Source organism: Micromonospora zingiberis (assembly GCF_004331455.1).
GTDB lineage: Bacteria > Actinomycetota > Actinomycetes > Mycobacteriales > Micromonosporaceae > Micromonospora > Micromonospora zingiberis.
This window is the reverse complement of the sequence record NZ_SJJR01000001.1, coordinates 239,882-261,378: the sequence shown is the minus strand read 5'-3', so window position 1 is coordinate 261,378 and position 21,497 is coordinate 239,882. Positions and strand designations below refer to the sequence as shown.

Below are 21,497 nucleotides of genomic sequence, written 5' to 3'. Positions count from 1 at the left end.
CGAGCGTGGAGGACGTCCATGACCCTGCCGGTGCAGACCACCGAGGCAACGCCGACCCGGCCGACGAGCGGGCCCACGACAGCCCAGGCCCACCTGTTCCACGACGGCACAGTCGAGGAGTACCGGCAGGCGGTGGCCGCCGGCACCGACCGGGTGGCCCGGCGGGTCGCCGAGGCCACCGGACCCTGCACCGGCGTACGCCCGGACCAGTTGCTCCCGCTGGTCGACGCGATCGACCTGGACCGGCCACTGCGCGACACCACCGCCGCCCTCGACGAACTGGACGAGGTGTACCTGCGCGACGCGGTCTACTTCCACCACCCGCGCTACCTGGCCCACCTCAACTGCCCGGTGGTCATCCCGGCGCTGCTCGGTGAAGCGGTCCTCAGCGCCGTCAACTCCTCCCTGGACACCTGGGACCAGAGCGCCGGCGGCACCCTGATCGAGCGGCGCCTGATCGACTGGACCGCCGGCCGGATCGGCCTCGGCCCGGCCGCCGACGGGGTGTTCACCAGCGGCGGCACCCAGTCCAACCTGCACGCCCTGCTGCTGGCCCGGGAGGAGGCCCTGGCCGGGGCGACCCCGACCGACCGGCGCATCCTGCTGCCCCAGCTGCGGATCATCACCTCGGCCGCCGGCCACTTCAGCGTGCAGAAGGCCGCCAAGCTGCTCGGCCTGGCCCCGGACGCGGTCGTGGTGGTGCAGACCGGACCCGACCGGCGGATGCGCGCCGGTGCCGTCCGGCACGAGATCGGCCGCTGTCGGCGTGCCGGCCTGACGGTGCTGGCAGTGGTCGCCACCGCCGGCACCACCGACTTCGGCACCATCGACCCGCTCGACGAGATCGCCGAGGTGTGCACCACCTCCGGCGTGTGGCTGCACGTCGACGCCGCGTACGGCTGCGGGCTGCTGGTCTCACCGACCCGCCGGCACCTGCTCGCCGGCATCGAGCGGGCCGACTCGGTGACCGTCGACTACCACAAGTCCTTCTTCCAGCCGGTCAGCTCCAGCGCCGTGCTGGTCCGCGACCGGCGTACGCTGCGGCACGCCACCTGGCACGCCGACTACCTCAACCCGGCCCGGTCGGTCGCCGAACGCATCCCCAACCAGGTCGACAAGAGCCTGCAGACCACCCGCCGATTCGACGCCCTCAAGCTCTGGCTGACGCTGCGGGTGATGGGCCCGGACGCCGTCGGCGAACTCTTCGACGAGGTCTGCGACCGGGCCGCGCAGGCATGGGAGCTGCTCGCCGCCGACCCCCGGTTCGAGGTGCTCACCCGCTCGGCACTGAGCACTGTGGTGTTCCGCTGGCGGCCCGCCGGCACCCCGGCGGACCTCGCCGACGCGGCGAACCTGCACGCCCGGGCGGAGCTGGCCGCCTCCGGCCTGGCCGTGGTCGCCGGCACCAAGGTCGACGGCCGGCACTACCTCAAGTTCACCGTGCTCAATCCCGCGACCACCGCCGCCGACGTGGCGTACGTGCTCGACCTGATCGCCGAGCACGCCGGCCGGTACGCGCACACCCACGCCGTGCCCGCCGCTCTCACCTGCCCGGTCGGCTGAGCATGCCGACGCCGCACCCGAGCCTGGAGGGCCGGATGGAAAGCTACGACTTCATCGGGATCGGCCTCGGCCCGTACAACCTGGGCCTGGCCTGCCTGACCGCGCCGATCGCCGAACTCGACGGGCTGTTCCTGGAGGCCCGCGACGACGTGTCCTGGCATCCCGGCATGCTGCTGGAGTCGTCCCGGTTGCAGACCCCGTTCCTGGCCGACCTGGTCACCCTCGCCGACCCGACCTCGCCGTACTCCTTCCTCGCCTACCTCAAGGAGATCGGCCGGCTCTACCCGTTCTACATCCGGGAGAGCTTCTTCCCGCTGCGCGTCGAGTACGACGCGTACTGCCGTTGGGCCGCCGGCAAGCTGCCCAACCTGCGCTTCGGCCACCAGGTCACCGCCGTCGAGTACGACCCGACCGACGAGCGGTACGTGGTCACCGCCACCGTGGGCGACAGCACCGTCAGCCACCGGGCCCGGCACCTGGTGCTCGGCACCGGCACCCCGCCGCACCTGCCGGCCGCCTGCGTGGGGCTGGACTCCGACGCGGTGCACAACTCGCGCTACCTCGAACACCGTGACGCGCTGCGCGGCAAGCGCAGCATCACCATCGTCGGCAGCGGGCAGAGCGCCGCCGAGATCTACCACGACCTGCTCACCGACATCCACACCTACGGCTACCAGCTGAACTGGGTGACCCGCTCGCCGCGCTTCTTCCCGCTGGAATACACCAAGCTCACCCTGGAGATGACCTCGCCGGACTACGTGGACTACTTCCACGCCCTGCCCGAGCCCACCCGCTACCGGCTGGAGGCCGAGCAGAAGGGGTTGTTCAAGGGCATCTCCGCCGACCTGGTCAACGACATCTTCGACCTGCTCTACGCCACCAGCGTGCACGGCCCGGTGAACACCCGCCTGCTGACCAACACCGAGCTGACCGGCGTCGCCTACGACCGGTCCACCGGCCGGCACACCCTGCGGCTGCGCCACGTCGAGCAGGGGCGGGACCACACCCTGGACACCGAGGGGCTGGTGCTGGCCACCGGCTACCGCTACCAACTGCCCGCCTTCTGCGACCCGATCCGCGACCGGCTGCGCTTCGACGACCACGGCCGCCTCGACGTGGCCCGCAACTACAGCGTCGACCACACCGGGCGCGGCGTGTTCCTCCAGAACGGCGGCACCCACACGCACAGCATCACCTCACCCGACCTCGGCATGGGCCCGTACCGCAACGCCTGGATCATCCGGGAACTGCTCGGCCGGGAGACGTACCCGATCGAGAAGTCGATCACCTTCCAGGAGTTCGGGGTACCCGCGTGACCCGGCTCGTGCACACCCGCCACGACCCGCGACTGGGCGAGTTCGCCCTGCGTACGCTCGACGTGGCCGCCGATACCCCGCTGCTGCACCGGTGGGTGACCCATCCCAAGGCGGCGTTCTGGCTGATGCAGGACGCCGACGAGGCCCGGGTCGCCGAGGAGTACCAGCGCATCGCCGCACACCCGCACCACGACGCCTTCCTCGGGTTGTGGCGGGGCGAACCCGCCTTCCTCGCCGAGCGGTACGACCCGTCCCAGGTCGAGTTGGTCGGGCTCTACCCCGCCCAGCCCGGCGACGTGGGCATGCACTTCCTCTGCGCGCCGACGCAGGCGCCGGTGCACGGCTTCACCCGCGCCGTGCTCACCACCGTGATGTCGTGGCTGTTCGCCGACCCCGCCGCCGCCCGGGTGGTGGTCGAGCCGGACGTACGCAACACCGCCGTGCACGCCCTCAACGCGGCCGTCGGCTTCGAGGTGATCGGCCCGATCAGCAAACCGGAGAAGCAGGCCCTGCTGAGCATCTGTACCCGTGCGCGGTTCCTCGCCGCGACCGGTAGCGAAGGAGCATCGCTGTGACCACCACCGACCGGCAATCCGACCGTCCCCGGCCGCGGGCCTCCGCCGCGCTGCCTGCCGCCTGCTCACCGGTCGCCCACCTGCGCCCGCAGACGTGGGAGCGGGCCAACCGGCTGCTGGTCCGCAAGGCCCTCGCCGAGTTCGCCCACGAGCGGCTGATCACCCCCGCACCGGACGGCCCGAGCACCGACCCCACCGGGTGGTACGCGGTGACCAGCGACTCCGGCGCGGTGCGCTACCGGTTCACCGCCCGGGTACGCACCCTGGAGCACTGGGACATCGACCCGGACAGCATCACCCGGCACCGCGACGGCGAACCGCAACCGCTGGACGCCGTCGACCTCTGCCTGGACCTGCGCGACGCGCTCGGCCTCACCGACCGGATCCTGCCGGTCTACCTGGAGGAGATCAGCTCCACCCTGGCCGGCATCGCCTACAAGCTGGACCGTCCGCTACCGACGGCGGCCAAGCTGGTGGAGGCGGACTTCCAGACCATCGAGACCTCGATGACCGAGGGCCACCCCTGCTTCGTGGCCAACAACGGCCGGCTCGGCTTCGGCGTCGACGAGTACCACCGCTACGCCCCGGAGACCGCCCGGCCGGTACGCCTGGTCTGGCTGGCCGCCCACCGCGACCACGCCACCTTCACCAGCGCCGCCGACCTCGACTACGACGCTCTGGTCGGGGCCGAACTGGACGAGGCGACGCTCGCCCGGTTCGCCGAGACGATGACCGGGCTCGGCCTCGACCTGGCCGACTACCTGCTCATCCCGGTGCACCCCTGGCAGTGGTGGAACAAGCTGTCCGTCACCTTCGCCGGCGAGGTGGCCCGCCGTCGGCTGGTCCACCTCGGCGAAGGGCCCGACGACTACCTCGCCCAGCAGTCCATCCGCACCTTCTTCAACGTCACCGCGCCGCGGCGGCACTACGTCAAGACCGCGCTGTCGGTGCTGAACATGGGCTTCATGCGGGGACTGTCCGCCGCGTACATGGAGGCCACCCCGGCCATCAACGACTGGCTGGCCGACCTGATCGCCGGTGACGAGGTGTTCCAGGCCACCGGCCTGACCATCATCCGGGAGCGGGCCGCCGTCGGCTACCGGCACCGGCAGTACGAGGCCGCCACCGACCGCTACTCGCCGTACCGGAAGATGCTGGCCGCGCTCTGGCGGGAGAGCCCGGTGCCCGGCCTGGCGCCCGGCGAACGGCTGGCCACCATGGCGTCGCTGCTGCACCTCGACGCCGACGGTCGTTCCTTCGCCGCCGAACTGATCGCCGCCTCCGGGCTGACGCCGGTGCACTGGCTACGCCGCTACCTGGCCGCCTACCTGACCCCGCTGCTGCACGCCTTCTACGCCTACGACCTGGCCTTCATGCCGCACGGCGAGAACGTCATCCTGGTGCTGCGCGACAACGCCGTGCAGCGGGTGATCTTCAAGGACATCGCCGAGGAGATCGTGGTGATGAGCACCGAGGCGAGCCTGCCGCCCGCCGTCGAGCGGATCCGGGCCGACATCCCGGAGGACATGAAGCTGCTCTCCATCTTCACCGACGTCTTCGACTGCTTCTTCCGCTTCCTCGGCGCCATCCTCGCCGACCAGGGCGTGGTGGACGAGGAGACCTTCTGGCGTACCGTCGCCGACTGCGCCACCGAGTACGCCGACCAGGTGCCCGACCTGGCCGACCGGCTCGCCCGCTACGACCTGTTCGCCCCCGAGTTCGCACTGTCCTGCCTCAACCGGCTGCAACTGCGCGACAACCAGCAGATGGTCGACCTGGCCGATCCGTCCGCCGCGCTGCAACTCGTCGGCGCGCTGGCCAATCCGCTCGCCCGTCACACATCGTCCTGACGCCGCCGGTCGCCGGCCGGGTCAGCGCCGGAGAAACTGTCCGCCGATGGTGGAACCCCACGACGGCTGCGGACAGGTACAGGTGTGACAGCACAGCTGCGGCTCCGGATCCGGGCCGGCGACACCGATGCCTTCGGTGAACTCTTCGACACGCATGCCGATGCGGTCTACCGGCACGCGGTGTGGAGCGAGGGCGATCCGGCGCTCGCCGAGGACGTGGTGTCGCTGACCTTCCTTGAGGCGTGGCGGATCCGTGCCTCCCTGCACCCGGACGGGGACAGCCTGCGGCCCTGGCTGCTCGGCATCGCCACCAACGTGCTGCGCAACCGGCGGCGGGCGGCCCGACGGCACCGGGAGGCGTTGCGCCGGCTGCCGGTACGCGACACCGTTCCGGACTTCGCCGACGAGGTGGTCGGCCGGATGCACGACGCCGACCAGGTGGCCGCCGCCATCGCCGCGCTGCGGGCACTGCGCCGAGCCGACCGGGAGGTGTTCCTGCTGTGCGTCTGGTCGCAACTGGACTACGCGGCTGCCGCCGACGCGCTGGGCGTACCCGTCGGGACCGTGCGCTCACGGCTGTCACGGGCCCGGACCCGGCTGCGGGAGCTGGCGGAGCGGGAGCTGGCCGGTACCCGAATCGTCCCCGTCGAGCAGGGAGACTACCGATGAGCGAGCCCACCGCTCCCCAGGTGCCGGCCATCCCGACGGCGCGCCGGCAGGCACTGCGCCAGCACCTGATGAACGAGGTCACCCGGCCGGCCCGGCGGCCACAGCGGATGCTGGTGCTCGCACCGGCGGCGGCCGTGCTCGCCGTGGTGGTCGCGGCCGGAGTGATCGCCCAGCCGTGGGCACCGCGGAGCGCGCCGCTGATCGTGCCGGTCCACCAGGGCGAACACGTCGGCGCGCCGCTGTTGCTGAACCAGATGGCCGTGGCGGCCGCCGACACGCCGCCACCCGGCGAGGGTGAGTACGTCTACATCAGGAGTCGGGTTGCCGTCGCCGAACTGGGTGACGGCCCGGCCCGGCTCGGACCGGCGTACGAGCGGGAGATCTGGATTCCTCGGTACGAGCGGGGTGACGGGCTGCTCCGGCAGCCCTTCCTCGAACTGCCGGTGATCGGGGTGATCCCGGACCGGACGACGCTGCCGGACATGCCACCGAACGCGGAGGTCGTCGATCTGCCCGGTGATCCCGACGAGTTGCTGGCAAAGCTCCACCGGGAGCGCGACGAGCGCGGTCGCGGCAGCAGTCGCGACGGCGCGGCGTTCACCGCGATCGGCGACCTCCTGCGCGAGTCGCTGCTGCCGCCACCGACCAGCGCCACGCTCTACCGGGCCGCGGCCAGGATCGCGGGGGTCGAGGTGGTCCGTGGGGTCACCGACGCGGCCGGCCGCCGAGGGATCGCCGTCGCGCGCACCGAACAGGGCCGGCGCGACGAGTGGATCTTCGATGAGCGGACCTTCGAATACCTCGGCGAACGCAGCTACCTCGTGGCGGACACCGCCGACGGGCCGGCCGGTACCGTGCTGGCCACGGCCGCCGTGCTGCGACGGGCCGTGGTGCCGGAGCGCGGACAACGCCCGTAGCCGGTGGCCGCCGAGCGGACGGCCCGGCGCCGCCTCCGGCCCGGCCCGGCAGTGTGCGAAATCGCCGGTCAGTTCGCGGCGAGGTCGGCGAGGTCGCGCTCCAGTAGCTCGGCCAGCAGGGTGTGCCGACCGGGGTCGTTGTCGACGGTGCTGCCCCGGCTGGGCATCTCCACGGTCATCAGCAGGTGCAGGTGCATCCGGTACAGCGCCAGCCGGCGGCGTACCCCGTCGTCGAAGACCAGCGGCATGCCGGTGGCGTCGGCGTAGCCGCGCAGGAACGGATGGTCCGGCTCGTCCTCGGCACGGCGGAACAGCAGCGGGGAGACCAGGTCCAGCAGCGGATCGCCGTAGAGGAACCGCTCGCCGTCGACCAGCCCACACATCCGGTACGTGCCGGTGTCGTCGGGCGCGGCCAGCACGTTGCCGTCCCAGCAGTCGAAGTGCAGCAGGGCCGGTCGGCGTACCTGGTCGAGCCGGTCGCCGTGCCGGGCGACCAGGGCGCGGAAACGTTCCGGCGGGGCGGGTAGCGAGACGTCCCAGTCGGCGGCGTCGGCGAGCAGGTCGTCGATGATCGCCGTGAACGCCACCCGCCAGGTCGACCCGGCGGCCCGGCCCGCGTCGTAGCCGAACCGGTCGCCGGTGATCCGGTGTACGGCGGCCATCGCCGCGCCCAGGTCGGCGCGGGCCGACGCGTCGTCGGTGTCCAGTTCGGGCAGGGCCCGGCCGGGCAGCCGGGTGGTGAACAGCCATTCACCGAGGCGCGGGTGCACGCCGTGGTGCAGCACCTCCGGCACCGGCACCGTCGGTGCGCCCTCGGCGACCCGCCGGAAGTAGCGGGCCTCGGCGGCGAGCAGCCCGGTCTCGTAGCGCAGGAGCCGCGCCGTGGGCGGCGGGGCCACCTTGAGCACGACCGCGCGGTCGTCGTCGAGGTGGCCCCACCACACGGTGGCGAAGCCACCACCGGTCAGCGGTCCACAGTCGATCAGCCGGCGGTCGGGGCCGAACGAGGCCCGGACGAAGTCGACCACGTCATCGGCGGACAGGGCTCGTTGGGTGGGACTGAGCGGCGGCACCCGACCAGGGTATGCGGCCGGCAGCCGCGGTCCGACCCGTGCCGGGCCCGGGGCCACACCGGTGGCCCCGGGCCGCGCCGTCGTCAGTCGTCGGTGACCACGCCGGTCAGTACCTCGGGCAACACCGGACCGCCCGCGACGCCGTACGGATGCAGCTCGACCAGTTCGTCCGGCTCGACAAGTGAATCGGTGACCGTCGGTATGGTGAGCTCACCGGTGGCCGCGTCCGGGGGAATGAACACGGACGGCTGCAGCCAGGTCTGCGACAGCGGGCGGGACGGCTCCACCGGGTCGTAGGCGTTCTGCGCGTACCAGTCCGGGTCGACGTCGGTGGTGGACAACTCCACCCCGTCGGCCGGAGCCACCGGCAGGAAGTACGCGAAGATGCCCACCTCGGTCGGCGCGGACGTGACGAAGCGCCAGCTCAGCGTCGCACCCTCGGTGGCCCGTACGGTGCTGGACTCGATGGAGACGCCCGGGTCCGGGTCGTCGTTGGCGACCGCGAGCCCACCGTGGTATCCGCCGACCACGACACCCCGCTCCGCCTTGGCGAGCAGCGTGTGCCGCTCGGTGTAGTTCCACACCGTGTCACCGACGACCTCGACCGGCACCCGGACGGTGCGCTGACCGGGACGCACGGAGGCCAGCCAGGACCGTTGTGTGGACGCCACCTCGTCGAACAGGAAGAATCGCACCACACCGTCGCCGCCGCCCGTCACGGTCACCGGAATCTCGTACGTCTTGGCGCCGGAGTCGCCCTCGCGGACCTCAAGGGTGTCGACGTCGATCCGAGGCAGGCGTGGTGCGCTCGGGTCGGGCGTGCCCGGCTGCCAACCCCACGCGTCGAGCAGCCAGGCACGGCCGGTCACGGTGCGCGGAGTGAGTTCGATGGCGGCCAACCGGGCGGGTGCGCCCCTGAGTGGCACCCGCACCTCCTGCGCCCAGTACGAGGTCGTGTGCTCGGTGCCGGGCAGGCCGTCGATCCGCACCTCACCCAGCCGGCTGCGCCGGCCGTCCACGCCGACGACGGAAACGTCGAACCGGGTCCCGGTCGTGTTCGGTGGCACGATGACGCGCATCGCCAGGTCGCGGGCACCGGCAACGGTGACCGGCCGGGCCGGGCTCAGCCGGATCGGCCGCCCCGCGGCCGACCAGCTCAACGCCGCCGCGTACCGGCCGGGCTCGGGTACGGTCCAGAACGGTACGAAATGGGCCAGCAGCGCGTTGTGGTCCGCCGGGTCGAGGCAGGAGCGCTGCGCGTCGTCGCTGACCTGGTCGCAGATCCGCGCCCCACCGGACAGCCCCGTCGACGGATCCGGGGCGAGCAACGGCGTGCGATTACCGCCGAGGGCGTGACTGAACACCCGCGCCGGGTCGGCCGAGGGTGCCCGCCGGCCACTGCCGTCGAGAAGCGGCCGGATCCGGTCGTCACCGCCGACGAAGAGCCGCGCGGCAGCGGCGATGTAGGTCGCGCCGAGGTTCTGCTGTTGGGCCGGGGTGAGCCGGGTCGGGGTGCCGGGGGAGCAGACCGGGTCGTGCTCGCCACCGGAGGACCAGAGGAAATCGTCCTCGGACGGCGCCACCGACTGCCCGGGCGTCCACTCCGTGTTGAAGAAGTTGTGGTTGGCGCCCACCACGTACAGCGCGCTGCGTAGCGCCCGACTGCGGCTGACCCCCCGAGTGCCGTCCACGTACAGCTGGCCTGGGAGATCGTAGACGTCACCGTCACAGCCGGGCAGGATTGTCACCGACGGGACGTCCGGCACCGGGTTGTGGCCGTAGATGGTCGGCCCGATCAACATCATGCCGCGGATCGCCCAGCGGACCCGGCCCGGATAGCCGTCGTTCGCGGCCAGCGGCGGGGTGAGCGAGTCCATCGCCGCGCGGTTGACGCCCTCGCCACCACGGGAGTGCCCCATCAGGAACACCTGCGACAGGTCGGCGCGCGGCGCGGCACGCACGATCGCCGGTGCGCCGGCCCGGCCGGCACCAGCCCAGTCGGCCCACTTGCCCAGATGCCGCCGGACGAGTGCCGAGCGGGCCTGGGCGCCGCCGTCCTCGGGCTCCCAGTCCTGGGCGTTGATCCCGTTGGCCGCGATGGACACCGTCACGTAGCCCTGCGAGGCGAGCAGCCGCTGGGCCTGGAGGTAGCCACGGTGACTCGGGACCGGATCGCTCCCCGGCGGGCAGGGCCATTGCAGCGGTACGATCACGTCAGCGCGGTAGCAACTGCCGTGCCGGCCGTGCAGGAACAGGGCGAGGGGCCGGGCACCGGAGGCACCCCGCGGCGCGACCACGACCGCCCGCATCTCGACCTTCTCCGGGAAGTCGGGCAGCTTGACGGCGGGCAGATCGTACTCCCCGCTGATGTGCCGGTAGGGACCGGCGATTCCGGGGTCGACGGTGCCGGCTGGCAGTGGGCCGGGCGTGGCGGTGACCGGCGGGGCACGGCGCGGGCTACGCGGTGCGGGCTGGTCGATCCGCCTGCCGCCGGCCCGTACCGTCAACTCGTCCAGCCGGACGGGCCCGTCCAGCCGGAGGCTGAAGGTCCGGCCGTCCGGGTGCGGGCGGACCCGACCGAGTCGCCGGTCGCCCGACCAGAACTCGACGGCGGCAGCGCCCATCGGCACCCGTTCGTCCGAACGCCAGGTCAGCTCTCCGCCGGTCATCGACCAGCCATGGGCTGCCGGTCGCGGTGCCGGGCCTGCGGGGGGAGCGGCCAACGCCACCCCGGCCGCCCCGGTCACCAGCGCCACGGCGAGCACAGCGGACATCAGGAATCTACGCATGTGCTGATGTCTATCTCAAACGCGCAACTCGGCGGCGCGGGATTGATTCGTCAATCGCGCGAGTTAATAAGGGACCCTTGCTATGCACGAGGCGTTAATAAGGTGCCCTTCCTTTCACCGGTCCGGAGCTGTCCCGGCGGACCAGTTCGGCGGCGAGTGACTCCACCCGGGGGGCGGGGGAGCCGGCGTCCAGGGCCAGTGCCATCGCCCGGGCACCCATCTCGACCAGCGGCAGCCGGACGGTGGTCAGTGCCGGGGTGACGTCCCGGGCCATCGGCATGTCGTCGAAGCCGAACACGCTGAGTTGGCCCGGCACCGCCAGCCCGCGGGAGCGCAGCAGCGACAGCGCGCCGATGGCCATCGAGTCGTTGAGCGCCGCGATCGCGGTCAGTCCGGGTTCCGCGTCGAGCAGGGCGGCGGTGGCCTCGGCACCGCTGTCCCGATCGAACTCGGCGTACCGGACGAGGTGCTCCGGCAGCTGCCGGCCGTGCTCGGTGAACGCCTCACGCAGCCCGGTCAGCCGGTCCGTCGTGGTGGTCAACACCCGGGGCCCGGCCACCACCGCGACCCGTTCGTGGCCGAGCCGGCAGATCTCCTGCCCGAGCAGCCGGGCCCCGCCGCGGTTGTCCGGCATCACCGCGTCGCCGGAGTGCTCGTGCCGGCCGATCACCGCCACCCGCCCGCCGGTGGCCTCGTACGCGGTGAGCTTCCCGTTGAGCAAGCGGGTGAATTCGGGGGCGTGGTAGCCGGAGCCGGCCAGGATGATCGCGGCCACCTGCTGTCCGCGCAGCAGTTCGACGTACTCCAATTCGCGTTCCGGGTCGCGGTAGCTGTTGCAGATCATCAGCAGCCGTCCCTGGTCGGTGGCGACCCGTTGCAGCCCCCGGGTGATCTCGGCGAAGTACGGGTCGGAGACGTCGTGCACGATGACGCCGACCGCACCCCGGTGCGAGCGGGCCAGCAGTTGCGCGTGGGCGTTCGGTACGTACTGCAACTCGGCGACGGCGCGCAGCACCCGTTCACGCAACTCGTCGGTGACCGGCTTGCTGCTGCCGTTGATCACTCGCGAAGCCGTGGCGGGAGAGACGCCCGCCCGCCGGGCCACATCGGACAGCGTCGCCACTCACGCCCCCTCCCGTGTCGCGCCGGCCGCGCGATCAGCGTCACGGTACCGCAGTGCGCCTGCCCAGCCGTGGCATGGTTCGCGCAGCTCAAACCGGCAGGCCGGGACGGGTCGGCCCGGTCCGTGACGGGCCGCCGGGCACCGTCGCCCGGGCGAGCAGGTGGGCGCTGGCCGCGACGAGCGCCGGTTCGCTGCCGTAGGTGCGGGCCAGCAGCAGCGCGGCGGTGAACAGCTGCTCCGCCATCGGTCCGTGCGCCCCCGCCTCGGCGGCGATCCACGCCGGCCCCTCGATGCCCTCGACGGTGACGTCCACCAGGCCGGCCGCGTGGCATTCGCCGACGAGTTCCTCGACCCGATGGAAGTAGGCATGTGTGAAGCCGAGCGTCGGGTCGTTGCGGCCGTCGGTGAGCAGCACCCGGGCCTCCTCGAGCATCCGGTCGTCGAGCCGCCCGGTGGCCGCGAAGTCGAGCGGCCCGGCGAACCGGGAGATCGCGGCGGCGAGGACCAGGCCGCCCGGACGGGTGACGCGGACAGCTTCGGTCAGGGCGGTGCACCGGTCGGTGTGGTCCGGCAGGTGGTAGAGCGGGCCCAGCAGCAGCGTCGCGTCGTAGCTGTCGTCCTCCTCCGGCAGCGCGCGGGCGTCGGCGACCTCCGCGTCGAGGCCGGGTCGCCCCGCCCGGGCCCGGTCGACGTGCGCGGGCACCAGATCGAGCAGCCGGACCTGGTAGCCCAGGGCGACGAGGGCGCGGGCGTACTCGCCGGTCCCGCCACCGACGTCCAGGATCCGAGCCGGCGCCACGGGCAGCGACTCCCGCAGGATTTCCAGGGTCCGTTGCCGCTCCAGCCGGGCCTGTGGCCGCCCACGCAGCCGCAGATCTTCGCGGTACCGGTCGGTGTAGTAGGCGACGATCCCGCCGGACTGCTGTTCCATCCGGTGATTGTCGTGCCGCACGCGGATCGGCCGCGACCCGGTTCCGGCGCGCCCGGTCAGCGGGGAAAGCCCTTGCCTGAGGGTGGGCGACCAGCCTAGGCTAGCCAGGAAAGCGCTTACCTGCACGTGTACCGACGGAAGGACCGCCATGACCCGCAGGTCGATCGGCATCATCGTCAACGGCGTCACCGGCCGGATGGGATACCGGCAGCATCTGGTGCGTTCCCTGCTGGCCATCCGGGCCGCCGGTGGGGTGCCGCTGGCCGACGGCACCACCGTCTGGCCGCACCTGGTCCTGGTCGGACGCAGCGAGAACAAGCTGCGGGAGATCGCCGAACGGCACGGGCTGGACGACTGGACCACCGACCTGAGCGCCGCGCTGGCCCGCGACGACGTCGAGATCTACTTCGACGCCCAGGTCACCCAGCAGCGGGAGAAGGCCATCCGGCAGGCCATCGAGGCCGGCAAGCACATCTACACCGAGAAGCCGCTCGCCGAGGACACCGCCGCCGCGCTCGACCTGGCCCGCGCGGCCCGCGCCGCCGGCGTACGCACCGGAGTGGTGCAGGACAAGCTGTTCCTGCCCGGGCTGCGCAAGCTCAAGCGACTGCTCGACGGCGGCTTCTTCGGCCAGGTGCTGTCGGTGCGCGGCGAGTTCGGCTACTGGGTCTTCGAGGGCGACTGGCAGCCCGCCCAGCGTCCGTCGTGGAACTACCGGGCCGAAGACGGCGGCGGGATCGTGGTCGACATGTTCCCGCACTGGCACTACGTGCTGGCGGAGCTGTTCGGTGAGGTGCGGGCGGTCTCCGCCACCATCGCCACGCACGTTTCGCGCCGCGTCGACGAGGCCGGCCAGTCGTACCAGGCCACCGCCGACGACGCCGCGTACGCGGTGTTCGAGCTGGCCGGCGGCGTCATCGCCCAGCTCAACTCGTCCTGGTGCGTCCGGGTGTTCCGCGACGAACTGGTGGAGTTCCAGGTCGACGGCACCGAAGGCAGCGCGGTGGCCGGGCTGCGGCGCTGCCGGGTGCAGCACCGGGCGGTCACCCCCAAGCCGGTGTGGAACCCGGACCTTCCGGTCACCGAGGAGTTCCGGTCACAGTGGACGGAGGTGCCGGACAACGAGGACTTCGACAACGGTTTCAAGGTGCAGTGGGAGGCGTTCCTGCGGCACGTGGTCGCCGGTGAGCCGTTCCAGTGGGACTTCCTGGCCGGAGCCCGGGGCGTGCAACTCGCCGAGCTGGGCCTGGTCTCGGCCCGCGAGGGTCGCCGCGTCGAGGTGCCGGAGCTGGCGCTGTGAGCGGCACGACGGTCACCCTGCCCGGTGGTGCGCGACTGCGGCTGGCCGGGGGCACCGGGCACCCCCGCCCGGACGGTCCGCCGCGTAGCCGGATCGCCTACGCCGCCGCGCACGTGGTGGCCGACCCGGGCGCCGACAACACTCCCGGCACCCCGGCCGTGCTGGACTGGGACCGGACCCTCGCCTTCCGTCGGCACCTCTGGTCGTACGGACTCGGGGTGGCCGAGGCGATGGACACCGCGCAGCGCGGCATGGGCCTGGACTACCCGGCCACCCGGGAGCTGATCCGGCGCAGCGCGGCGGAGGCCCGCGCGGCCGGCGGCCGGATCGTCGCCGGCGTCGCCACCGACCAGCTCCCGCCCGGCCCGGCCACCCTCGGCGAGGTCGCCGCCGCCTACCGCGAACAGCTCGCCGACGTGCAGGCCGCCGGCGCGGTGCCGGTGCTGATGTGCAGCCGCCACCTGGCCGCCGCGGCCCGCGACGCCGAGGACTACCTGCGGGTGTACGACGAACTGCTGACCGCGGCCGACGGCCCGGTGGTGCTGCACTGGCTCGGCCCGATGTTCGACCCGGCGCTGACCGGCTACTGGGGCTCGACCGAGCTGGACCTGGCCGCCGACACCGTCGTCGAGCTGATCAAGTCCCACCCGGCGCGGGTGGACGGGATCAAGGTGTCGCTGCTCGACGCGCAGCGGGAGGTGGCGTTGCGCCGCCGGCTGCCGGACGAGGTCCGCCTCTACACCGGCGACGACTTCAACTATCCGGAGCTGATCAAGGGCGACGACACCGGGCATTCCGACGCGCTGCTGGGCGTCTTCGCCGCCATCGCACCGGCCGCCGCCGCCGCGCTGGCCGCCCTCGACCGTGGCGACCTGGCCGGGTACGACGAGATCTTCGACCCCACCGTGCCCCTGGCCCGGCACCTGTTCGCCGCGCCCACCTGGTACTACAAGACCGGCATCGTCTTCCTGGCCTGGCTCGCCGGTCACCAGGACCACTTCACCATGGTCGGCGGTGTGCAGTCCGGCCGGTCCCCGGCCCACCTGGCCACCCTGCTCACCCTCGCCGACGCGGCCGGCCTGCTACCCGACGCCGACCTGGCCGCCGCCCGCGCCCGGGCCTACTTCACCGTCGCCGGGGTGACCCAGTGACCGACCACCGCGCGGCCCTGCGCCGCTTCTCCCTCAACCAGGCCACCACGAAACACTGGCCGCTGCCCGACGTGGTGGCCGGCTGCGTGGCCGCCGGCGTGCCGGGCATCGGCCTGTGGCGGGAACCGGTCGCCGAGTACGGCCTCGGACGCGCCGCCAAACTGGTCCGCGACGCCGGTCTGTCGGTGACCACTCTGTGCCGGGGCGGCTTCTTCACCGCCGACGACTGGCGGGACGAGAACCTGCGGGCCATCGAGGAGGCCGCCACCCTCGGCGCACCGGTGCTGGTGCTGGTCTCCGGCGGCCTACCGGCCGGCAGCAGGGACATCGACGGGGCCCGGGCCCGGGTGGCCGACGCGATCGCCGAACTCGCCCCACACGCCGACGCCGCCGGGGTCACCCTGGCCATCGAACCACTGCATCCGATGTTCAGCGCCGACCGGTGCGTCATCGCCACCCTCGGCCAGGCCCTCGACATCGCCGAACACTTCGACCCGAGCGTGGTCGGCGTCGTGGTGGACGCCTACCACGTCTGGTGGGACGACACCGTGTACGCGCAGATCGCCCGGGCCGGGGAGTGGATCGCCTCGTTCCAGGTCTGCGACTGGATCACCCCGTTGCCGGCGGGGGTGCTGCTCGGCCGGGCGTTGCCCGGCGACGGCTGCATCGAGTTGCGCCGGCTGCGCGAGGCGGTCGACGCGGCCGGCTACACCGGCCCGATCGAGGTGGAGGTCTTCAACGCCGAGGTCTGGGCCCGCCCCGGCGACGAGGTGCTCGCCGCGGCCATCACCGGCTACCTCCGCGACGTCGCCTGAACGACCGGATCGGAAAGATCTTGGTGCGAATGTGCCTCTTGAGGGGCGCAGGCGCACCACGATCCCCGTTTAGGCCGCGTCGGCGCGGGTGGCGAGGGCGTCGACGAGGCGGCGCGTCGAGCCGGCCAGGTTCCAGTGCTCGGCCAACTCGATCAGCCGCTCGGGGGCGGCCGGCGCCACCGGCAACTCGGTGGACAGCGCGGGTAGCGGTACGTCCAGGGCGACCCGGACCACCTTCGGCGCCACCGCGAGATAGTCCCGGGCGGCGTCGAGCTTGGCGCGCAGGCCGGGCGCGAAACCGGAGGCCGGGTCGTCCAGGGCGGCGAGGATTCCGGCGATGTCGCCGTACCGGTCGACCAGCCGGGCGGCGGTCTTCTCGCCGACGCCGGCCACCCCGGGCAGCCCGTCGCTCGGGTCGCCACGCAGGGCCGCGAACTCGGCGTACCGCTGTGCCGGTACGCCGTAGCGGGCGCGCACCGCCGCGTCGTCGCAGTCCTCCAGCTTGGCCACGCCCCGCCCGATGTAGAGCAGCCGTACCCCGCGCTCGTCGTCGACCAACTGGAACAGGTCGCGGTCGCCGGAGACCACCTCGACCGGCCCGGGTTGGCTGACCGAGAGGGTGCCGAGCACGTCGTCGGCCTCGTAGCCGGAGGCGCCGACGACCGTGATGCCCAGCGCGTCGAGCATGTCGAGGATCATCGGCACCTGCGGGGTGAGGGTGTCCGGCACCACCTCACCCCCCTCGGGCGCCACCCGGTGCGCCTTGTACGACGGCAGCAGCGCCACCCGCCAGTCGGGTCGCCAGTCGTGGTCCATCGCGCACACCATCCGACCCGGCCGGCGGGTGCGGACCAGGTGGGCGAGCATGTCGAGGAAGCCGCGTACGGCGTTGACCGGCTGCCCGTCGGTGGTCTTCGCGGCCGACTCGGGGATGCCGAAGTAGGCCCGGAAGTAGAGGCTCGGCGCGTCGACGAGCATGATCGGGGTCTGCTGTGCCACGTCCGACAGCCTGGCACACCCCACCGACGTTCGCCGCGACCGGCACGACGCCCACGAGCGGCGGCTTGGGTCGGAGCGGGTTGGCAACCGTCGGCCGGCGCGCCCCCTGGGTCTCGGTGTCCCGGAGAACGCGCCGGCCCGCCCCGTCCGGGTGCTGGGCGCCGTGGCGCCGATCCTGCGGCGATGCGGGAGTCAGCGGGTCCAGACGGTGCCCTGGGGCTCGTATTCGAGGATCCGCGTCACCAGGTCGGCGGCGTCCGCGCCGAACTCGCGGCGCACGAGGTGTAGCCCCAGGTCGAGGCCGGAGGTCACCCCGCCGCAGGTGACCAGGTCGCCGTCGTCGACCACGCGGGCCCCGGTGACGATGCCGCCGTACGCGGCGAGCTTGTCCTTGACCATGTGGTGGGTGATGCACGGACGGCCCCGGGTCAGTCCGGCGGCGCCGAGCAGCAGCGCGCCGGTGCAGACCGAGGCGATCACCAGCCCGTCGCGCGGCGCGCTGGCGATCTTCCTCGGTAGGTGACCCTTGTTGATCTCCAGTTCGACGCCGGGCCGGTCCGGTCCGGTGAAGCCGCTGCCCGGCACGATCAGGAGGTCGGCTTGCCGGGGTGACCATCCCTTGCCGACCTTGACCCTGGTGTCGCCGCCGGCGGTGACCGTGCGGGGGCGGTCGGCGGTGACGTAGTCGATGGTCAGGGGGGCGCGGGCGGCGTTGCGGGCGATGGTCAGCACCTCGTACGGCCCGATGAAGTCCTGCTCCTCGATGCCGTCGAACATGACGACCTGCACGCGCAGCGGGCGGGTCGGTGACCAGGTCGTGGCGGGGGTTCGGTCGAAAGTTCTGCCGTGCGCGGCGGCGGTGGCCGGTGGGGCGCCGGCGAGCGCGGCGGCGCCGACGACGAGACCGGCACCGAGGGCGGTACGCCGTGAGACGGCCGCGAAGGGCGGGGAGTGACGTGTCATGTCGTAGCGGTCGCCGGGGTCGCGGTGCCGGTTCCGGCCGGCTGGCGGTCGGTCCGGATCCGAGGCGTACGGGTCCGGATCCGTGGTTTCCCGTACCGGTTCGGGGGCCGCTCCGGACGCGCGAGGAGCGGCCCGGGCAGACTGCGTCGTCGTGGTGGCAGACGCAGTCCGTGATGTCGTCCTGGTCGTGTACGACGGGGTGGTCCTGATGGACCTGGCCGGACCGTTGCAGGTGCTCCACTGCACCGGCGCCTACCGGATCCGGCTCGCGTCGTCGGACGGTCGGGCCGTCCACACCGACGTCGGATTACGGCTGGATGTCGGCCTGGCGTTGGCGGACGTCGGTGGTGACGTGGACACGGTGCTGGTCGCCGGATACTCGCCGAACTCCGGCCGCCGGCCGCCGGACGGCCTCGTCGCCGAGGTGCGGCGGATCGGTGGCCGGGCGCGGCGGGTGGCGTCGATCTGTACCGGTGCGCTGCTGCTGGCTCGGGCGGGGTTCCTGGACGGTCGGCGGGCCACCACCCACTGGGCCGTCTGCGGCGACCTCGCGACCCGGTTCCCCCTCGTCGCGGTGCAGCCCGACGCCATCTGGGTACGCGATGGCCCGGTCCTCACCTCCGCCGGGGTGACCGCCGGCATCGACCTCGCGCTGGCGCTGGTCGCCGAGGACCTCGGCGCCGACCGGGCCCGGGTGGTCGCCATGAACCTGCTCGTCTTCCTTGCGCGTCCCGGCGGCCAGGCCCAGTTCGACACCGCGGCCGACCGGTTCACACCGCGCGATCCGACCCTGCGCCGCGTGCTCGACGACATCCGGAGGCGCCCCGCGGCGGATCATCGGCTGGCCGAGATGGCGCACCGCGTCGCGGTGAGCGAGCGTCAGCTGACCCGCCTGTTCCGTCGGGAGCTGGAGACCAGCCCGGCCCGCTACGTCGAGCAGGTACGGGTGCGCGAAGCCCGGACGTTGCTCGAGTCCGGCGGCGACGGCGTCGCCACCATCGCCCGCCGATGCGGCTTCGGCTCGGCCGAAACGATGCGTCGCGCCTTCGTCCGCGTCGTCGGCGTCACCCCGACGGACTACCGCCGTCGTTTCCACACCTCGGCGCTGGACCGCTCCGACCAGTTTCCCTGACCGGTCTGGGCCGGAGAAGGCCGGCCCGTCCGTACCACCGCACCCAAACGACCGTTAAGCTGTCGGGGTGGGATCCGAGGAACTGTACCCGCCGCAGCGGCTGGTCGCCGCGCAGCGCGCCACCGCCGCCGCGGGCCTGGACGCGCTGCTGCTCAGCCCCGGCTCCGACCTGCGCTACCTGACCGGCTACGACGCCCACGCCGGTGAACGGCTGACCCTGTTGGTGCTGCCCGCCGAGGGTACGCCGACCCTGATCGTGCCGACCCTGGAACGGCCGGCGGCCGAGGCGTCCCCGGCGCCGGCCACCGGTGTACGCATCGTCGACCACGCCGACGGCACCGACCCGTACCCGCTGGTGGCGGCGGCGTTCGACGGGCCGGCCGACGCGGTGGGCCTGGCCGACCGGATGTGGGCCGAGCAGGTCCTCGCACTGCGCGCGGCGTTGCCCGGTGCCCGGCAGCGACTCGCCTCGGAGGTGCTGCGGGAACTGCGGATCCACAAGTCGGCCGCGGAGATCGCCGCGCTCGCCGAGGCCGGCGCGGCGATCGACGCCGTGCACGCCCGGATGGGTGAGTGGCTGCGGCCGGGGCGTACCGAAATCGAGGTGGCCGCCGACATCGCCGCCGCGATCCGCGCCGCCGGGCACGTCACGGTCGACTTCGTCATCGTCGCCGCCGGCCCGAACGGGGCCAGCCCACACCACGGCACCTCGGATCGGCCGATCGGCGCGGGCGAGCCGGTGGTGGTGGACATCGGCGGCACCATGCCCTCGGGTTACCGCTCCGACTGCACCCGCACGTACTCCGTGGGCGGCCGGCCGCCGGCCGAGTTCGGCGACTACTACGCGGTGCTGCACGCCGCGCAGCGCGCCGCCGTGGCGGCGGTCCGCCCGGGCGTACGCGCCGAGGCGGTCGACGCCGCCGCCCGCGAGCCGATCGCCGCCGCCGGCTACGGCGACGCCTTCCTGCACCGCACCGGCCACGGCATCGGCCTGGACGGCCACGAGGAGCCGTACGTGGTGGCCGGCAACGACCGCCCACTGGCGGCGGGGATGGCGTTCTCCGTCGAACCGGGCATCTACCTGGCCGGGCGGCACGGTGCCCGGATCGAGGACATCGTCGTCTGCACCACCGACGGCGTACGACGGCTCAACACCACCCCCACGGAGCTCATCGCACTATGACTGTCGACCGGATCCTGCCCACCGACGAGGCCCACGACCTGCTGGAGCTGGCCACCGAACTCGCCGACCGGGAACTCGCGCCGAAGGTGACCGAGTACGAACAGCGCGCCGAGTTTCCCCGGGAGGTGCTGCGCACCCTGGGCCGGGCCGGTCTGCTGGGGCTGCCGTACGCCGAGGAGCACGGCGGTGCGGCCCAGCCGTACGAGGTCTATCTCCAGGTGCTGGAGATCCTGGCCAGCCGCTGGCTCGCCGTTGCCGAGGCGGTCAGCGTGCACACCCTGTCCTGCTACCCGGTCGCCGCGTTCGGCACCGACGAACAACGCAAGCTGCTGCCGGACATGATCGGCGGCGAGCTGCTGGGGGCGTACTGCCTCTCCGAGCCGCAGGGTGGCTCGGACGCCGCGGCGCTGACCACGAAGGCGGTCCGCGCGGGCGACGAGTACGTGGTCACCGGCACCAAGGCGTGGATCACCCACGCCCAGGTGGCCGACTTCTACAACATCTTCTGCCGCACCGGCGGTCCCGGCCCGCGCGGCATCTCCTGCCTGCTCGCCGACCGGACGACGGCGGGCATCGCGCCGCAGGTCGCCGAGCGCACCATGGGCCTGCGTTCCTCCCCGGTGGCACAGCTCGTCTTCGACGACGCCCGGGTGCCGGCCGACCGGCTGGTCGGCGGCGAGGGCAACGGCTTCACCATCGCCATGTCCGCGCTGGACTCCGGCCGGCTCGGCATCGCCGCCTGCGCGGTGGGGCTGGCCCAGGCGGCGTTGGACTACGCGGTGGACTACGCCCGCCAGCGCCAGCAGTTCGGCCGTTCGATCATCGACTTCCAGGGCCTCGGGTTCATCCTGGCCGACCTGGCCACCCAGATCTCCGCCGCCCGGGCGCTGACGCTGGCCGCGGCGCGGCTGCGCGACGCCGGCCGGCCGTACTCGATCGAGGCGGCGAAGGCGAAGCTGTTCGCCACCGACATGGCGATGCGGGTGACCACGGACGCCGTGCAGGTGCTCGGCGGCGCCGGTTACGTGGCCGACCACCCGGTGGAACGCTACATGCGGGAGGCCAAGGTGCTGCAGATCGTCGAGGGCACCAACCAGATTCAACGGCTGGTGATCTCCCGGTCCCTGGCCAAGGGCTGATCCGGGGCC

At 72.8% G+C, this 21,497-nt stretch carries 18 protein-coding genes; 12 read left to right on the top strand and 6 right to left on the bottom strand.

What is annotated here, in order from left to right; genetic code table 11:
* Nucleotides 1–18: 18 nt before the first annotated feature.
* The 6 genes from E0H26_RS01180 (at nt 19) to E0H26_RS01155 (ending at nt 6,890) form a co-directional block, all read left to right on the top strand.
* Nucleotides 19–1,563: a pyridoxal phosphate-dependent decarboxylase family protein gene (locus tag E0H26_RS01180; protein ID WP_131299729.1), complete on the top strand. Its 1,545-nt coding sequence runs from the start codon at nt 19–21 to the stop codon at nt 1,561–1,563.
* A 35-nt stretch (nt 1,564–1,598) separates the two neighbouring features.
* Nucleotides 1,599–2,879 carry a lysine N(6)-hydroxylase/L-ornithine N(5)-oxygenase family protein gene (locus E0H26_RS01175; protein ID WP_131299726.1) on the top strand — a complete coding sequence of 427 codons (1,281 nt, stop codon included), beginning with the start codon at nt 1,599–1,601 and terminating at the stop codon, nt 2,877–2,879.
* Nucleotides 2,876–3,454, top strand: coding sequence for a GNAT family N-acetyltransferase (locus E0H26_RS01170; RefSeq protein ID WP_131299723.1), 579 nt, complete (start codon nt 2,876–2,878; stop codon nt 3,452–3,454). Before E0H26_RS01175 ends, E0H26_RS01170 begins: the two co-directional genes overlap by 4 nt.
* 50 nt (nt 3,455–3,504) lie before the next feature.
* A complete protein-coding gene (locus E0H26_RS01165) occupies nt 3,505–5,304 on the top strand; it encodes an IucA/IucC family protein (protein WP_131300477.1) in 1,800 nt (599 codons plus the stop codon).
* Nucleotides 5,305–5,388: 84 nt separating this feature from the next.
* Nucleotides 5,389–5,973, top strand: coding sequence for an RNA polymerase sigma factor (locus E0H26_RS01160; protein ID WP_206024792.1), 585 nt, complete (start codon nt 5,389–5,391; stop codon nt 5,971–5,973).
* Complete coding sequence (locus tag E0H26_RS01155) at nt 5,970–6,890, top strand: CU044_5270 family protein (protein ID WP_131299720.1); 921 nt, start codon at nt 5,970–5,972, stop codon at nt 6,888–6,890. The genes E0H26_RS01160 and E0H26_RS01155 overlap by 4 nt, the downstream gene beginning before the upstream one ends.
* 68 nt (nt 6,891–6,958) lie before the next feature.
* On the opposite strand, the gene E0H26_RS01150 is transcribed toward E0H26_RS01155, so the two are convergent.
* The 4 genes from E0H26_RS01150 to E0H26_RS01135 form a co-directional block, all read right to left on the bottom strand.
* Complete coding sequence (locus tag E0H26_RS01150; protein WP_131299717.1) at nt 6,959–7,963, bottom strand: phosphotransferase family protein; 1,005 nt, start codon at nt 7,961–7,963, stop codon at nt 6,959–6,961.
* 83 nt (nt 7,964–8,046) lie between these two features.
* Nucleotides 8,047–10,752: a hypothetical protein gene (locus E0H26_RS01145; RefSeq protein ID WP_131299714.1), complete on the bottom strand. Its 2,706-nt coding sequence runs from the start codon at nt 10,750–10,752 to the stop codon at nt 8,047–8,049.
* Nucleotides 10,753–10,846: 94 nt separating this feature from the next.
* Nucleotides 10,847–11,875, bottom strand: coding sequence for a LacI family DNA-binding transcriptional regulator (locus tag E0H26_RS01140; RefSeq protein ID WP_131299712.1), 1,029 nt, complete (start codon nt 11,873–11,875; stop codon nt 10,847–10,849).
* An 88-nt stretch (nt 11,876–11,963) separates the two neighbouring features.
* Nucleotides 11,964–12,806 (bottom strand): class I SAM-dependent methyltransferase, encoded by an 843-nt coding sequence (locus tag E0H26_RS01135; RefSeq protein WP_131299707.1) that lies wholly within the window; start codon nt 12,804–12,806, stop codon nt 11,964–11,966.
* Between the two features lie 148 nt (nt 12,807–12,954).
* Between E0H26_RS01135 and E0H26_RS01130 the strand changes: the two genes are divergently transcribed.
* From E0H26_RS01130 to E0H26_RS01120, 3 genes are read left to right on the top strand one after another with little or no spacing between them, the layout of a single operon-like run.
* Nucleotides 12,955–14,106, top strand: a complete 1,152-nt coding sequence (locus E0H26_RS01130) for a Gfo/Idh/MocA family protein (RefSeq protein ID WP_131299704.1) — start codon at nt 12,955–12,957, stop codon at nt 14,104–14,106.
* A complete protein-coding gene (locus E0H26_RS01125; protein WP_131299702.1) occupies nt 14,103–15,257 on the top strand; it encodes a dihydrodipicolinate synthase family protein in 1,155 nt (384 codons plus the stop codon). The genes E0H26_RS01130 and E0H26_RS01125 overlap by 4 nt, the downstream gene beginning before the upstream one ends.
* Nucleotides 15,254–16,072 carry a sugar phosphate isomerase/epimerase family protein gene (locus E0H26_RS01120; protein WP_131299699.1) on the top strand — a complete coding sequence of 273 codons (819 nt, stop codon included), beginning with the start codon at nt 15,254–15,256 and terminating at the stop codon, nt 16,070–16,072. The genes E0H26_RS01125 and E0H26_RS01120 overlap by 4 nt, the downstream gene beginning before the upstream one ends.
* A gap of 69 nt (nt 16,073–16,141) precedes the next feature.
* On the opposite strand, the gene E0H26_RS01115 is transcribed toward E0H26_RS01120, so the two are convergent.
* Nucleotides 16,142–17,050 (bottom strand): 5'-3' exonuclease, encoded by a 909-nt coding sequence (locus E0H26_RS01115; RefSeq protein ID WP_131300473.1) that lies wholly within the window; start codon nt 17,048–17,050, stop codon nt 16,142–16,144.
* 213 nt (nt 17,051–17,263) lie between these two features.
* Nucleotides 17,264–18,034 carry a DJ-1/PfpI family protein gene (locus E0H26_RS01110; RefSeq protein ID WP_131299697.1) on the bottom strand — a complete coding sequence of 257 codons (771 nt, stop codon included), beginning with the start codon at nt 18,032–18,034 and terminating at the stop codon, nt 17,264–17,266.
* A gap of 151 nt (nt 18,035–18,185) precedes the next feature.
* Here E0H26_RS01110 and E0H26_RS01105 point away from each other — a divergent pair, with 151 nt between their 5' ends.
* The 3 genes from E0H26_RS01105 to E0H26_RS01095 all read left to right on the top strand — a co-directional run bounded on the left by E0H26_RS01105 (nt 18,186) and on the right by E0H26_RS01095 (nt 21,488).
* Complete coding sequence (locus E0H26_RS01105; RefSeq protein ID WP_240741949.1) at nt 18,186–19,166, top strand: GlxA family transcriptional regulator; 981 nt, start codon at nt 18,186–18,188, stop codon at nt 19,164–19,166.
* 67 nt (nt 19,167–19,233) lie between these two features.
* Nucleotides 19,234–20,349 carry a M24 family metallopeptidase gene (locus E0H26_RS01100; protein ID WP_131299694.1) on the top strand — a complete coding sequence of 372 codons (1,116 nt, stop codon included), beginning with the start codon at nt 19,234–19,236 and terminating at the stop codon, nt 20,347–20,349.
* On the top strand, nt 20,346–21,488 hold the full coding sequence (locus tag E0H26_RS01095; protein ID WP_131299691.1) for an acyl-CoA dehydrogenase family protein: 1,143 nt from the start codon (nt 20,346–20,348) through the stop codon (nt 21,486–21,488). The genes E0H26_RS01100 and E0H26_RS01095 overlap by 4 nt, the downstream gene beginning before the upstream one ends.
* Nucleotides 21,489–21,497 lie beyond the last annotated feature (9 nt).